The sequence below is a fragment of the Acidianus ambivalens genome, from assembly GCF_009729015.1.
Taxonomy (GTDB): domain Archaea; phylum Thermoproteota; class Thermoprotei_A; order Sulfolobales; family Sulfolobaceae; genus Acidianus; species Acidianus ambivalens.
In genome coordinates, this window is sequence record NZ_CP045482.1 from 779177 (window position 1) to 794120 (window position 14944).

At 35.0% G+C, this 14944-nt stretch carries 19 protein-coding genes; 14 read left to right on the top strand and 5 right to left on the bottom strand.

What is annotated here, in order from left to right:
- Positions 1-53: 53 nt before the first annotated feature.
- The 9 genes from D1866_RS04655 (at position 54) to D1866_RS04690 (ending at position 4400) form a co-directional block, all read left to right on the top strand.
- Complete coding sequence (locus D1866_RS04655; protein ID WP_152942471.1) at positions 54-668, top strand: hypothetical protein; 615 nt, start codon at positions 54-56, stop codon at positions 666-668.
- Positions 669-734: 66 nt separating this feature from the next.
- Positions 735-1040, top strand: coding sequence for a hypothetical protein (locus tag D1866_RS04660; RefSeq protein ID WP_152942469.1), 306 nt, complete (start codon positions 735-737; stop codon positions 1038-1040).
- An 80-nt stretch (positions 1041-1120) separates the two neighbouring features.
- Positions 1121-2422 (top strand): glycosyltransferase, encoded by a 1302-nt coding sequence (locus D1866_RS04665; protein WP_152942467.1) that lies wholly within the window; start codon positions 1121-1123, stop codon positions 2420-2422.
- A gap of 2 nt (positions 2423-2424) precedes the next feature.
- Positions 2425-2661 (top strand): HEPN domain-containing protein, encoded by a 237-nt coding sequence (locus tag D1866_RS13655; RefSeq protein WP_249041768.1) that lies wholly within the window; start codon positions 2425-2427, stop codon positions 2659-2661.
- Between the two features lie 5 nt (positions 2662-2666).
- Positions 2667-2804 (top strand): HEPN domain-containing protein, encoded by a 138-nt coding sequence (locus D1866_RS13660; RefSeq protein ID WP_249041767.1) that lies wholly within the window; start codon positions 2667-2669, stop codon positions 2802-2804.
- On the top strand, positions 2789-3067 hold the full coding sequence (locus D1866_RS13395; protein ID WP_152942465.1) for a hypothetical protein: 279 nt from the start codon (positions 2789-2791) through the stop codon (positions 3065-3067). The genes D1866_RS13660 and D1866_RS13395 overlap by 16 nt, the downstream gene beginning before the upstream one ends.
- A complete protein-coding gene (locus D1866_RS04680) occupies positions 3061-3423 on the top strand; it encodes a hypothetical protein (RefSeq protein ID WP_152942463.1) in 363 nt (120 codons plus the stop codon). Before D1866_RS13395 ends, D1866_RS04680 begins: the two co-directional genes overlap by 7 nt.
- A 64-nt stretch (positions 3424-3487) precedes the next feature.
- Positions 3488-3979, top strand: coding sequence for a nucleotidyltransferase domain-containing protein (locus D1866_RS04685; protein ID WP_155861058.1), 492 nt, complete (start codon positions 3488-3490; stop codon positions 3977-3979).
- Positions 3969-4400 carry a HEPN domain-containing protein gene (locus tag D1866_RS04690; protein ID WP_152942461.1) on the top strand — a complete coding sequence of 144 codons (432 nt, stop codon included), beginning with the start codon at positions 3969-3971 and terminating at the stop codon, positions 4398-4400. Before D1866_RS04685 ends, D1866_RS04690 begins: the two co-directional genes overlap by 11 nt.
- Positions 4401-4402: 2 nt before the next feature.
- Here D1866_RS04690 and D1866_RS04695 read toward each other — a convergent pair whose 3' ends face one another.
- Complete coding sequence (locus D1866_RS04695; protein WP_152942459.1) at positions 4403-6610, bottom strand: M1 family metallopeptidase; 2208 nt, start codon at positions 6608-6610, stop codon at positions 4403-4405.
- A 317-nt stretch (positions 6611-6927) separates the two neighbouring features.
- On the opposite strand from D1866_RS04695, the gene D1866_RS04700 reads away from it, so the two are divergent.
- From D1866_RS04700 to D1866_RS04710, 3 genes are read left to right on the top strand one after another with little or no spacing between them, the layout of a single operon-like run.
- Positions 6928-8274: a coiled-coil domain-containing protein gene (locus D1866_RS04700; protein ID WP_152942457.1), complete on the top strand. Its 1347-nt coding sequence runs from the start codon at positions 6928-6930 to the stop codon at positions 8272-8274.
- 45 nt (positions 8275-8319) lie between these two features.
- Entirely contained in the window at positions 8320-8835 is a 516-nt protein-coding gene (locus D1866_RS04705; RefSeq protein WP_152942454.1) for a hypothetical protein, read from the top strand.
- 6 nt (positions 8836-8841) lie between these two features.
- Positions 8842-10185 carry an ATP-binding protein gene (locus D1866_RS04710; RefSeq protein WP_152942452.1) on the top strand — a complete coding sequence of 448 codons (1344 nt, stop codon included), beginning with the start codon at positions 8842-8844 and terminating at the stop codon, positions 10183-10185.
- Here D1866_RS04710 and D1866_RS04715 read toward each other — a convergent pair.
- The 4 genes from D1866_RS04715 to D1866_RS04730 form a co-directional block, all read right to left on the bottom strand.
- A complete protein-coding gene (locus tag D1866_RS04715) occupies positions 10159-10635 on the bottom strand; it encodes a PaREP1 family protein (protein ID WP_152942450.1) in 477 nt (158 codons plus the stop codon). The genes D1866_RS04710 and D1866_RS04715 overlap by 27 nt on opposite strands.
- 218 nt (positions 10636-10853) lie before the next feature.
- Entirely contained in the window at positions 10854-12143 is a 1290-nt protein-coding gene (locus D1866_RS04720; RefSeq protein ID WP_152942447.1) for an ATP-binding protein, read from the bottom strand.
- Positions 12144-12274: 131 nt separating this feature from the next.
- A complete protein-coding gene (locus D1866_RS04725) occupies positions 12275-12682 on the bottom strand; it encodes a hypothetical protein (RefSeq protein ID WP_152942445.1) in 408 nt (135 codons plus the stop codon).
- Positions 12657-12971, bottom strand: a complete 315-nt coding sequence (locus D1866_RS04730; RefSeq protein WP_155861059.1) for a hypothetical protein — start codon at positions 12969-12971, stop codon at positions 12657-12659. Before D1866_RS04730 ends, D1866_RS04725 begins: the two co-directional genes overlap by 26 nt.
- Before the next feature lie 53 nt (positions 12972-13024).
- Between D1866_RS04730 and D1866_RS04735 the strand changes: the two genes are divergently transcribed.
- Positions 13025-13603, top strand: a complete 579-nt coding sequence (locus D1866_RS04735) for an IS607 family transposase (RefSeq protein ID WP_152942428.1) — start codon at positions 13025-13027, stop codon at positions 13601-13603.
- Complete coding sequence (locus tag D1866_RS04740) at positions 13581-14870, top strand: RNA-guided endonuclease InsQ/TnpB family protein (RefSeq protein WP_155861060.1); 1290 nt, start codon at positions 13581-13583, stop codon at positions 14868-14870. Before D1866_RS04735 ends, D1866_RS04740 begins: the two co-directional genes overlap by 23 nt.
- Positions 14871-14944: the final 74 nt, after the last annotated feature.

A 14944-nucleotide genomic window follows, 5' to 3' on the forward strand; every position in this document is an offset into this window, starting at 1 on the left:
TAAAATAACGATTTTTTAGAAGATTTTATAAATTCTATGTATAATGTTAAATTATGAATCAAGAAGAAGCTTTAATTTTCTCTTCAATTAGTTTAGTGCTTAGCATCATTTTAAGTTACTTATCTTGGAGAAGATATGAGAGAAGCAAAAGCCTAATGTGGTTTTTCTGGTTTTTAGGATTTGTTTTTTATTTTATTGCAGCCCTAGAGCAGGAAATATTTGCCATAGGATACTGTAACTACCCCTTGGCCGCGATTTACATGTTTATTGTTGCAGAGCTTGTGTTAGTTTTATCGCTGGGATCTGTGCAACAAGTTCCGGAAAAGTGGAAGAAAATATATTATTACTACTCTGCCTTTGCCACAGCAGTACTAATAATTACCATAGTGTATAAACCGTTTACCATCGTAGTAAATTATGCACCAACAAATTTCCCTGCATTACCTGCAGGTGCTTCATCGATGGTGACAATTCCTGCATCTGGACTAATATTATTCTTGGCCGCTAGAGCTTTACTGTTTAAGGGTAATAAAGCAAAGATGATCTCTACTATTTTAGCAATAGTTATACTTGGCTTTGGAGGAATGCTTTCTGCCAGCGGATTTGTTCTAGCTCTCTATTTATCCCAGATTTTTGGCATGTCTCTATTCCTTTATGGCATTAGTTAATAAAAATAACATTTTTTACCATCCAATCTTCACAGAACTTAAATTCTTAAAATTAGATGACAGTATATGAATAAAAAAGATTTAGGATGGTTAATAGGTGGTATAGCTGGAGGAGTCGGTTACATAATAGGTACTTTCTATATGATATTCTTTAGGAGAGATGAATATAGGTGGTTAGGTTTACTTTACTTAATAGGTCCAGTAGGTTCCGTTTTGATGTATTATATGACGAGAAAGGAAAACAAGGAATTGGCTAGAATGTCTCTACTTTTGTTATTGGGCTTTGCAATATGGGTTATTATTGCACTGCCTCTAAATATAGATCCGTTCTACCAATATTTCGGATATATACATGGATGGATTGGAGATTAATGCTTTTTAAATAAAATCGTGTAATATCAAATGCGGAAATTAAAGTAACCTTTATATATTGAATGTGTAAGATTTACTAGATGAGATTCGATATCGAAATTTATTTAATTACTTCTACACTCGTTTCAGCATTTACCTTTATTTACATTACTTCTACACTCTTGTTTTCTTTGATAAAAAAAAGTAAAAGTTCTCTCCCTCTGGAAGTTTCCGAGAATGTTACAGCAGTTATTCCAGTCTACAAGGAGGATGTTAAACTATTTAGAAAGGTTATACAATCCGTGAAAAGGGAGAAAATCTCATTCATAGTTGTAGGAGATGGAGTCACTGAACCTTACAAATCTATAGTTGAGAGTGAAGGCGGAATATTTATAAGTATAAAGAAGGGAGGTAAAAGGAAGGCAATAAAAGAAGGAATTAAACTTGTGAATACTCCGTACGTGCTACTCTTGGACAGCGATACGATTTTACCTCAAGGAGGAATTAAAAGACTAATTTCCAGACTTCAAGGTAAAGTTGTTGCAGTCTCTCCAGAAATTAGATTAGTTAGAGGAAAGAGTAGGTTAGCTTACTATTCCTCCGAAGTTGTCCACTTTTTGAGGAGGTTAAGTTATAAAGCCTTATCAATTTTTGGAAGCGTTTTGACACTTAATGGGCAATGCATATTAGCAAAAACCGAGATAATTAAACCTTTTATCTTATCTAAGGAATATGACGAAGTGAGATTATTTCGCTTTTCCACAATTCTTGGAGACGATAGGCAACTAACTAACTACGTGTATAAACTGGGTTTTAAAGCTGAAATAGTTGATGACGTAATAGTAAAAACTAAGGCTCCTGACAGTATCTCAGCTTTCTTTAAGCAATTAATAAGGTGGTATAGGGCTAACAATTTCTTTATGATTAAGGAATTTTTTGACGGCTCCATCTTCAAAAAAGGTACTTTTTACAGTTTTAGTCTAGTATACTGGAATACTTTGCCTATCCTTATTATTATTTCCAACTTAACTTTCATTGAAATTACGCTTAGACATATACTATCTCATCCGAAATTGCTAGACAGAATCATAGAAGATCCAATACACGCATTCTACTTTATCGTGGTAAGGAGAATAGAAAATTTTATGCACTCGTTTTATGTTGATCCTTCATTTATATATAGGCACGTTGACCCATTCTATTTTGAAATATTTATGTTACATAACGTATTTGCTGAACTGTCCTCCCTTGTCAGTAGTATAATGCTCCTAATAGTTTTTGCTCACTTTAGGAAAAACATCAAGGGATTTATCATGGGTTTAGCAGCTTTTCCACTAATGTTCTTTGCTGAAATAATAGCGATGTTTACTATATGGAAGAAAAAGTGGGAAGGTAGGCAATAAGAATGCACGAATTGCCTTTCTGTAGGAGGTCGTTGGAGTATTTAAAGGCCGCAGAAGATTCGCTGAGCGAAGGTCTTTATGACGGCGTTTTATCTCAAATATCTGCAGAACTTTCAATAAAAGCAACAATTTCTTTCCTAGGCTTTCCTGAAACTCACGAATTAAGGAAATTACTTTCTCTCCTATCTTCTCTAGCTATGAAATCCAAGATTTCACAAAAAGAAGGAGAGGAGAATTAATTCTTTTGGAAAACGCTAGAACTAGAGGACAGTACTTATCTGTGGGATTAACTAAGGAGGACGCAGAAGTTTGTTTAAATACTGCAAAGGAAATACTAGAATTAATGAGAAAAATTTGGGGCAATAAGTGGTGTTCGGACTAGAAAGGATAGAATATCTGGAGAGAAACTGGAGGAAAATTGCAGAAGAAGTTCTTAATAGCGCTAAAAAGGTAGTTGATGCAAAAGAGGTCATAGTTTTTGGCTCAGTAATAAAAGCTGACTCCTCCCCGCCTCACAGAGGCGAGGGTTCCTCTGTGAGCGGTTCATCGTTCCCACCATCGATTCGGGATTACATCTCTCATTTGGTGGGCAGTAGGGGTAGCCAGAGAGCCCCCCACTTGAAGAGAGGGAACTTTCATTGCTGAGCTCTAGTCCCTTTGATGAGAGAGATACTGGTTGCTCCTCCCTCAGTCCCATTAAGCCCTCAATCGAGCTGGGGAGGAGCGTCGTTAGCGTCACTAATGAGACTTTTGACAAAGAAGTATTTAAACTTTTTATAAGGGGGCTATCCATCCCCGCCTTAAAAGGCGAGGCTTTCCGCCCCCTTAACCCCCAACTTTGTAAAGTCACTGGAGCAAGTGATCTTGACTTAGCTTTAGTTGTTAAAAACCTTAAAAAAGACGAGGTAAGTAAGATCCTGCTTGACATACATTCAATGGTGCCGGAAGAGATCTCGGAAATAATAGATTTAAAACGAGGAAAGCGAAGAAGACTTCCTTAAGTTTGCGGGAGAGTACGTAATCATTAAGTGACGTTTTTATATTTTCTCTTTCCATTATATACATGTGGTTTCAGAACCTTACGCTTCTCTCTTGAACAAGATGGTCTCGATCATGAAGGAGGAATTTAAGGACTCTTTGATTTCAGTAGTCTTATACGGTAGCGTAGCAAGGGGAGATAATAGGAAAGATAGCGACGTGGATTTAATCGTCGTAATAAAGGATTTACCTAAGGATAGTATGCTAAAAAGGATAAGGTTATTTGAAACTAAAGTAGAGGATAAACTTAATCTGGAGGAATATTGGAAGGAAGGATATTACATTACACTATCCCCTGTACTCAAAACTCCTGAGGAGGCAGTAAGATTTTCTCCCCTCTACCTAGATTTAGTATATGACGGAATTATATTATATGATAAGGACAACTTTTTCCTAAATACCCTAGAAAAATTAAAGGAGAAATTAAAGGAACTTGGCGCAGAAAGGGTAAGGCAAGGTAAAATGTGGTACTGGATTTTGAAAAAGGATTATAAATTTGGTGATGTAATTGAACTTTGACGATATTGCATTATCTTACATAAGACAGGCAGAAGAGAGAATCGAATTAGCAAAAACAGAGCTAAATAAAAAGAACTATCATATTGTAGTTAGGTTCTGTCAGGAAGCAGTTGAACTATTGTTAAAAGCTAGCCTTAAACTAGTGGGAGTAGAAGTGCCTAAATTTCACGATGTAGGTCCAACATTAAAAACTAACTCTAGTAAGTTTCCAGATTGGTTCGGTCATAAGATTGACCTTTTTGCTTCTTACTCGAGGTCATTAAGAAAAGAAAGAGAGTTATCAGTGTATGGAGATGAGGAAACCGGAACTCCGCCAGAACTTTTGTATTCTGAATATGACGCAAACGAGGCATTAAGAATGGCACAAGAAGTACTAGAATATGTTAAAAAATTATATGAAGAGAAGAAGAAAATGAGATAACGTTACTGTCCTAACTTATACAACACTCTTAAAGCGTTTGACCTATTCCTTAACTCCTCGTCTTCGTTATCCACGATCGTCCTGAGTAAATCCTTCATTTTTAATTCCTCAAGAGATTTAATTGTTGCACCTCTTACAATAGGTGAAGGATCCTTAACCAAGTAGTATAAGTATTCCCTACTTTTGTCTCCAAATCTCCATAAATTCCTTGCGACTGCTGCCCTAATAGTTTCTTTTTCGTTCTTAAGCCCGTGGTCTATCACAAACCTAAAGGATTCGTCGTCCCCAAAATAGCTTAAAGCCTCTATCACTGCAGAAGGTACTATATCAGCATAACTTTCGTCTTCAAAATGACTTATAATTTTCTCCTTAACGTCTGTAAATCCTATCTTACCTAGGCTAACAATTGCCTCTGCCCTTACGTGATAACTTTCAGCTTTCTCCATTATCTCTAAGAGAAAGTCCTTGGCCTTTTGATTAAATTTGAATTCTCCTAATGCCTTTGCAATACCTACCATTACCTTAGGATTTTCGTGATTCAACATTAATGCGTTTAATGCGTCGTCGTTCTTTATTTTACCTAAGGAGATTGCAGACTCGTAAGATACTCCCCAAAAGTCGTTTTCTAACCTTTCCTTTAATGCTTGAATTGATTTAAAATCAGAAAACCTTGAGAGCGAAGTAACTGCCCTAATTCTACAAATTAATTCTTCGTCCTTACTTTCTTTTATTAAAGCTTCTTCTCCTTGCTTATCCTCAACCTCTGCTAAAGAGGAAAAATTAGGGTCTACACAAACGTATTCTCCTGATAATAGACTTTCTCCAGGCTTGACTTTTCTTATCTCCTTACCTATCTTTACGTCTACTTCAACCTCATTCTTTATCCTAACTCCTCCGTCAATTGAAGTTACTTCCACTGAAGGATTAAAAGCGGAGTATATAAATTGGTCAAATAGGAAAGTCAAATCTTTCCCGGAAACTTCTTCCATTACTTTCTTAAAATCCTCGGTATCAACTGAACGGTATTTAAATCTCTCTAGGTATTCTTTAATCCCCTTCCTAAATGTCTCATCTCCTAGAAAATTCCTTAATTTATGAAGGAATAATGCCCCCTTGTTGTAAGTGTGTCTGTCGAAAAGTTCGTCTCCCCACTTATAATAACGACAGACAATTGGTCTGGTATATTTTTCCTTCTCTTCCTCATAACCTTTCCACTTATTATAGAGGTTATAAAGGAATTCTTCCCTTCCTTTCTCATGCTCCACGTAAAGTGCCTCAAAATAACTTGCAAAACCTTCGTTGAGCCAAATGTTTGGCCAATCCTTTGTTGTTATTAAGTCTCCGAACCATTGGTGAGCTAGTTCATGAGCAATTAGATTTTCTGAGGAATAATTCTTCTCCGCAATCTTATCGTGGATTACTCTCCAAGTTAGGTGAGTTGAGGTAATATACTCCATTCCACCGTTCATAGAAAAAAGTACTACTTGTGCGTATCTGCAGTAAGGATATTTTACTCCAGTATAAGATGAGAAGAATTCTATAGCCTTCTTTACTGAGGATAAATTCCAAAAGAATTCTTCATATCCCTTGGGTAAGTAATTTTCTAATTTTACTCCTTCCCACTCGTCCTCCTCTTTAGAGAACATTCCTACAGCTATACTATTAAGGTAAGGAGAGTGGGGTTTGTTCATTAGCCAGTGAAAAGTAATGAAGTCTCCGTCCTCTTTTTTATCTATTAATCTACCATTGGATAATGCAATGTATGGTTTTCTTACTTTGATATAAAATTCGGTAGTAGTTTTCACTCTGGGATCGTCTAGGATAGGAATCCAATTTCTAGCTTGATCTACTTCCCCAGTAGTTGCTACTTCTATATAGTCCTTTAATTTCTTGAAAATAAGCCCTAAGACGGGTTTTGCTTCATATTCTATTTCGGCCTCTTTTCCTTCCCCTTGTATGCTTATTTTCTCGCCATCGTAAGAATAATTTGCTTCCTTTCCGTCTAGTTTGATCTTATTAATTTGAAAATGCCTAGCATGTAAAATTAAATCTTTTCCTAGAAATTTTACTACGGCTTTTCCCTTTATTCTGCTTTCCTCAGGATAAATTTCTAGGTAGTAGATATAATGTAAAATCCTGAAATCATAATTCTCTGGATAATGAATTTCATGTTCTTTTAGGACGTAATTTTTACCTACTCTATCGACCATAATAGGTATAATAAGCAATAATTAAAAAAAGTTAAGCTGTGGTAGATTTAACACTGTTTATTTTATAATGTAGTAGTTTTTATTACTTTATATTGAATGGCTTATTTCAGAATAAATTAGATATATATAGAAGAGAACATTGTTATAACTGACTTCCTCTTTGCCCTGGAAGGGCGAGGCTTTAAATCTTTTGTAAGATACTTAATTTAAGATAGGTTTTATATTTTAAAATCTATATATGAAATTTATTTAAATAAATGTATATAATTCATTCAAGAAACGGCAAAGTATTAATTTATTTGAGCATAAATTCTCATATGAAAAGTATTAACTTAAGCCTGGTAGTGGACGAGAATCTTAATCCGTTACCAACTTATAAGCAATTAGTAATATCAATTGCAAAAGTTGCTGGTAAAAATAATAAAATTTCATTTGCTTCACTAATAGGGTGGCCTTTGCTTGCGGTAAAATCTGAGGGTGGTGGATATTATATTTTTGATGAGACCGGTAAATTTTCTACTTCGATTAACTCCTTTATATTACAAGATTATAATAAAATAATTTCAATGATAGAAAAAACTTCTGATGAATCGCAAGTACTAGAACTAATGAATTCAATTAGATGGGATGAAGTTAGAGGCTCTTCAACTATTCATTTTGACTTTGTGATGAATCAGGACTTTAAAAATCTATTAAAGTTAGGAAGCTCACAATTACCTCTACAAATTTTAGACAGGAAATTGAAAGATATAGACGTTCAGTTCTTAATTTCGGATATACAAGGAGCGGCAAATAAAATGATCTCGGAAATAGATCTAATAGAAAAGACTAAAGAAAAAATTTCGGAAATAATAGCAATAATAAAAGGAAAGAGAGTTGAAAAACGGAGGCAAATAGAGAGCGAATATGATGCAAAAATTATGGCAAAGAATGAGGAATTAAAGAAGATAGTGAATGACGAGAAGACTAAGGTTGAAGAAGAAATTAAGCAGTACTCTTCTCAGCTTTACTCTAAGCTTCCAGATATTGAAGTCTTAATAGCGAAGGCTGAACTAGATAAGGAAGCTGGTTTCATAGATAGTACCTCTTCTGTAAATAGTATAAAGGAAAAATATCTTAATGAGATTTCTGAGAAACTTAACGAAATAAAGGAAAAACACAAGGTTGAAATTAGAAGACTTAGAGGTGAGTTAAATGAATTAAATTCGATGAAACAAAAGGATATAAACAAAATAAACGAAGAAATTAAAAAACTGGATGAATTGCAACAAACAATAATATCCAAGTTAAATAATGTAGAAAGTTCTGAAAAAGCAATCCTGGATAAACTGCAGAAATTACCTAGATTTATATCGATTTTAGTAGAAGATAAAGCTGAGATAATAGTTCCTCTTTTGGTAGCTCAAATTGACTCAAGAAAAGTTGTATTACCTCCTCAGATATATAAAGGAGGTAAAAAAGGGTTCTTTGGAGGAATATTCAAGAAAGATCCATCAGAAATTTCAGAGAACGTTGAAGGTGGAGAAATATTTGTAAATAATTTCGACTTCGCTGTACAAGACAACTTGAGGAATTATAAGGATTTAATAGAAAAAGGACTTCAAGAGTTATCCGAAGAAGGTTGGAACGTAAGGAGAAGTTTGGACGAATATTATATGAAGTAATACTTAGAACTAGTGGTTTAAAATAATCATAATAAGAGTTAATTCATGTTAAGTGAAGAACTAGTTATTTCTGCCCTTAAGGAACTTTATGATGGTAGACCAGTTGCATTTTCTAAAATTAAGAGGAAATTAAAAGCCGATGGAGAAGAATTGTCTTTAGTACTTGAAAAATTGGAAAAAGAAGGAAAAATCAGGAAAATTGAAAGTGGGAGCGGTAAATCCTTTGAATTAACTTCATCAAACAATGATGATAATAAATTTGATTTATTGTTAAAGGAAATTACAGAGATTAAAGACGAAATTAAGAAACTGCAGGAGGCAGTATTAGAAAAGAAGAAATTAAGCGAAAATTACTTTGACGAAATTTACAACGAAGTCAAGGATAACCTGGGCTATGCACACTTGAAGGACATTAGAATAGAAATGGGATTAACTAAAGAGGAGTTTTATTCTAAGTTAAAGAGGCACATTGAGGAAAATTATGAGTTAATTGCAGGAGGGGAAGAAGGATTCGTCAAAAAAGGCTCAGTTTATGGTATTATAATAAAGAGGAAGAGGTGATGAAAAATGATATGTAATATTCCAAAAGTAACTGTAACAACTTGGAATTCAAATAATGTAATCCTGGTAGGGCCTACGTATAAACAATACTTGGATAAAGCTCTAAACTCAATAAGAAACAACGATATTGCCTCAATTATAGGCCAACCAGGGATGGGTAAAACTACAATATTGAAAAAAGTCCAGGAAATCGTAAAAGACGCGCTATATATGGATCTGGCAAGTAAAAATGAAATAGAGGATGAATTCTGGAGTAAAATAGACAAGAACGAAATTAGGCAGAAGGTCTTACCTAGGCTTGATAAGAAAAAATACGGCTATTCCTTTTGGAAGAGATTACTTGGAATAAAATTTGAGGATTGGCTAAATAAGGTATGCGGTAAATATAATGACCCTCTCCTTAGGTTATACTGTTTTGATTACCAAAAGGACTTTGACGGAATGATAAAGGCAATAAGCGACTTAAAAGAGATTGAACATCTATCTTTACTTATAGACGAAGTAAGGGAAAATCATATTCCGAAAATTCATAGACTAATAAACTCAGGTTTGGGAGTCCCAATATTAATGGCAGTGCCTACTGAAGTTTATAGTAAAATTACGGATTTAGCTATAAGGAGAAGACTGGACGAAAGTAGAATATCCCTCGATAATGCCTTAACTTCAGAGGACATTAAGGAAATAGTTGATGCGTATTGTCACGAAATATCTGACGATCTCTTTCCAATAGTTTTATCTTTATGGAACGGAAGAGAACTTAACACCGTAAGCTCTATACTTCAGTTTATGAAATCTGAAGTAGAAAAATTTGAAAAAGAATGCTCTGACTCCCAAGACGTCGTAAACTGTGTAAAAGAGAAGTTGAAGGAATCTCACAGCCTTAAAAATCCTGAAGAAGAGTCAAAGCAATTAGAGAAAATGATAAGGGATTTATTATCATCGTTAACCAAGGAATTCCAGGTAACTTACGTTCATCCCAGAGGAAAAAGAGTTGAAGTAAAAGGTAAGTATATAACCTTAGGAATATTCTTTATTAAAGACGGCAACGCTTACGTAGGTTTAGTGAAATTATTGAATGATGATAGGACTGATGACGACGAAGTGAAATTACTTTCGATGTTAGAAAAAGTTGAACATGAGAAGAAGGAATATCCGGTTGAAAAGAGGTTTATAATAACTAATTCTCAAAAGCTCAATGTAGACAGCACTGTAACAAAGGTAGAGTTAACTACAATGGAAGCGATTAGAATATTACAAGGAGATTCCGAAATTCTAGAGGAAAAACTAAAAGAAATACTGAATTCATTTAGCACTAAAACTTCGTCAGCAAGCGCAGTTGTAAGTACTTAAATTTCCTCGGGAAGACTTTTTTCGTAAGTATTCCTTTGCAACTTCTATCAATTTTTTGCAGTACTCCATTCTTACTCTAAAGGAATCTTTATCTTGAGGTCTTGGATGAAATTCTGCGTGAAGTTTTTCTGCATTTAGAAAATACTTTACAATTTCCGTATTATTTTCCTTAAAGGACAAATATTCTGCTAAATTATAGTAATCTTGATAAGAGGAAATATCCATTTCTTCAAGTTCAGCTATTGCCCTAAATATGTAAGATAAGGCTTTCCAACAAGTTTCTCCGTCGCTAGCCTTTATTTCGTATTCCCTACTTAGTTTTATATAAATTTTTATTCGATCTTCTCTAGCTAAAGATGATAAGAACGCCTCGACCAATGTATCAGAGACGTCTTTTCCTAAACTTTCTACTATAAAGTTATAAATTGTATCAGGAATTTCTATTTGCATAATATTACTTTTGAGTCAAAGTTAATAAGAAGATAACGAAGCCATTGTCGACAGTTTCAGTAAATCGTGAAGATACACTTTGTTGAAACAATTAGTCACATCAGATGAATATATCACGACGAGTTATAATGATTAAAGATGTGCGGGTTTCCTCACATCTGTAAAGGGAGAGATCGGAAGTACTCAGTTGAAGCCCAAGGGCTAAGGATTGAGTAAATTCAATGAGGACCAAACCACATCCATTTCCATGCTTTTATTACTCTTATTTCATCAATCACTTTTTCCTCGTCGTCAAAGGTTATAATGAACTTTTCTATTCTTTTCTTCCCTGCTTTCTTTTCTAACTCCTTTAATCCTTTAATTTCCCTTTCATCGTTAAGCGTAAAAGTTACTTGATAAGCGTAACGAACCTCATTATTTATCTTTATTATGAAATCAACTTCATTCTTACCGTGATAGTAAAAAATTGAATCTCCTCCATATCTCCTCCTTAGCTCTAGATATACAGCATTTTCAAGGAGAGAACCGAGGCTCTCGTTCAATTTATAGCCTACAACATTTGATAAACCTTGGTCTACAGAATAGACCTTCTTTTCTCCTTTCACCATCTCCTTCAAGGATGGAGATAGAGGAGGTACAAAATAAATTAACATAGAATCTAAAAGGCAAGAAGTGAACCTTTCCACAGTATTTAATGGAATATTTAAAGACCTAGAAATCTTCCTAAAGGAAATTCTGTTTCCCACATTCGAAATATAAAAGAGGGATAATTCCCTTAATTTTACCTCTTGCCTTATTTTGCACTGAGTTATCACGTCCTTAGTTATTATATCGTCGTATAAATTGAGTAAAATTTTATCCTTAATCTCGCTGTTAACTACTGCTGGAAAGCCTCCAAATTTTAGAAATTCTAAAAATAACCTTTTAATTTCCTCCTCTCTGGCTAAAAGATCGATTTCTCTCCCAATTTGTACACCTTTAAACTTTAAATATTCAGAAAAAGATAAAGGTAATACTTCAACTGAAATGTGCCTTCCAGCTAATACTTCCCTAACTTTTCCTTTATTAATAATTGAGGTAGATCCAGAAACTGCTACGTAAGCCTCTTTTCTGTCTATTAAAGATCTGACGAATCCCTCCCAACCTTTAACTTTCTGAACCTCATCAAGAAAAATATAGGGCTTTCCATTTATTCCAGTCTCTTCTCTATATATTTGTAAAAGAGAAAATAGTTTATCAGCATTATCAATTTCAGCAAACCTAGAATCTTCAAAGTTAATTAAAAGTGTAAGAAAAGGGCTAATTTTCTCCTCTTTTATTAGATGAGAGATTACTTGATTAAATATTGTAGACTTCCCGCTCCTCTTAACTCCTACAACATCTGCTACAAACCCCGATTTCATTATGTCTAACACTTGTTTTGAGTAATTTCTAGGATAGCCTGTAAATTGCTCCTTATACCAGAAATTCCAGTCAATTAATGCTTTGAGAATTTTCTCCCTATCCATTATAAGAGATATGGGTCAAAAATTCATAAATTTGACTCATAATATGGGTCATTTTTACGTAAAATGACTCACACTGCAGGCCAAAATAGCAATTACTAGAAAACTTAACTTTCAGATTCACTACAAAATTTTCACTTACTAAAATATTTCCTAATCTTCTTTGGCAAGTCATCACAGCAATTAGCTATGTTTAAAATCATTTTTCCTTTAGTTTTACTATGTAGAAATTTTATTCCTATAGAATCAACTCTACTATTAGAGTGTACTATTCCTATGTACTTCTTAGGATCTGTTCTAATGCCGTATTTTTCCTTATCCTTCATTAAATTGTCTATTGTAGAAATTATTTGAGTAACATCGGCAGACCTCATAGTGCTTGTCTCCTCAATAATAATTACTAACTCTCCACAATTTAATAAAAGGTCAGCGTGTTTCGTTTCTTGCAAACCGTAAATCTTGTCTAGATCTATGAGTTCGCATTCTCTCATTTTTGTTTTCAAATCGCATTTATCCCTAGCCAAGAATATTTCCTCTTTCATCCAAAAGTTCTTCAGCAACTTTAGTAAATTCAGATTCCATTATTCCTTCATCCGTTATTTCGATTGGATCTACTTTTGAATGATTTCCTTCACTTTTAATTAAATATGCCACAACTTTGTCCTTACTAAGTATTTCGTTGTCTTTAAATCCTAAGTCTTTAGCCTTGTCTAAGTGAGATGAAAGAGCTATAAGGTTACTAATGGATGATAGAAGATAATCGCTATGAGTTGTAATAAATATGTATTTTTTAGAGTTTACTGCTCTTGCAATCATTTTAGCCGTTGCCAACAGTTTCCAATAAACCGTAAAGTTTATATTATTTCATCATAAATTCTTATACAATGCTAAGACCTAAGGAAGTATGCCAACGCTTAGGAATATCCTATGCAACGCTTAGAGAATACGTAAAGAAGGGTTACATCAAACCAGTAATATTACAGAGTGGAAAGTGGAGGTTCAGAGAAGAGGACGTAGAAAAACTGATGGGAATCGTTAGAAAGAGGAAAGTGATCCTTTACGCGAGAGTGTCATCAAACGCACAGAAAGATGACTTAATAAACCAAGTAAAATACCTAGAGGAGAACGTTAAAGATTACGACCAAGTAATAACTGACGTGGGTTCTGGATTAAACATGAAGAGGAAAGGATTCCTCAAATTATTAAGAATGATACTAAACAACGAAGTGTCGAAAGTAGTCATAGCTTACCCAGAAACACTGACAAGGTTTGGTTTCGAGATAATAGAGGAAGTGTGCAAAGCACATAATTGCGAACTCGTGGTATTAAACAATGAGGACAAAACACCAGAACAAGAGTTAATCGAAGACCTAACCTCAATCCTAGTCTCCTTTAGCGGAAAATTGCAAGGAATGGGGAGTCAAAAGAAGGTGGAAAAGTGTGTCGAAGAACTTAAGAATTAAATCACTCCAACCAGAGGAGGAGTACATTTACCTAACTTACTCCTTGGAGAATGATAAGAAGGAGGAGACGAAAATACTACTGGAGAACTACAAAAATCTACTGCAGAAAGCATTAGACTGGTTATGGGAGAGGGTGAAGGTAGAGAGAAAAGAAGCGAAGAAGGGTAAGAAAGTACTCACTAAGGTTAAAATAACCTTGCCTAAGAAAAAGCAAGTATACAATACGCTAAGGGATGAATTAGAGAAGATCAACAAGTTAGCTTCACACTACGTTGATAAGGCAATTAATGACGCCTACTCAATACTGGAAAGTTGGAAGAGGAGGGCTGAAAAGGGACAAGCATCACTGATGAAACCTAGATTGAAGAAGGTTTACGTTAGGGTAAAATCAACTCTTAGGAAGGTTGATGGCGAAGAGGTTAGGATTACAGTAAGACCTTACGAGTATATTACCTTCTCTTGGTCTCACACTTGGTTTTCACGAAGGGTTAAGGGGCTAGAACTAGGTGAGCCCGTGATAAAGGAGGATAAGGTGTATTTACCGTTCCGTTACAGATTACCTTGGTTTACTCCCTTAGATTTCCTAGCAATTGATAGTAACCTCTACACTCTAGACGCATACGATGGAGAGAAGTTTATCGCGTTTTCCTTGAAGGAGTTGTACAGTTTAAAATACGGTATGGAGTTGAAGAGGGGTAGAATACAGTCTTTCGCTTCAAAGCACGGTAGGAAGGGGAAAGAATTGTTGAGAAAATATTCCCACCGTGAGAGGAACCGCGTGTTGGATTATATTCACAAGTTCGTTAACAGTTTGCTGGAGATGTACCCTATGACGACATTTGCTGTTGAGAAGTTGAATAAGCAAGAGATGTTTGAAGATGCTAACGACTCCCTTTCTAAAAAGATTTCACGGACTGTGTGGAGGACTATACACCGTGTGCTAAAGTATAAGGCACCGCTTTACGGTTCCTTTGTTAAGGAGGTAAACCCATACCTCACTTCAAAGTCCTGCCCCAGATGTGGATGGGTTTCCCGAAATGTTGGCAGGACTTTTCATTGTGAGAGGTGTGGGTTCACTCTAGATAGACAACTGAACGCGTCACTAAATATTTACCTCAAAATGTGCGGGTTTCCCCACATCCGTTATATTCCGCGGGTGTGGGTTGGGGTTATCCCGCTAAAGGGGCGGAGGGGTAACGGGTTTACCCGTGACTCTGGTGAAGCCCAAGGGCTAAGGGTTGATATTAAATATTATGAAATCCTATGAAGCCCAAACCCCCTATATTACTTAGCTTTACTTTCCACAACATATTAAAAATTATTGTCATAAGTTAATAAGCA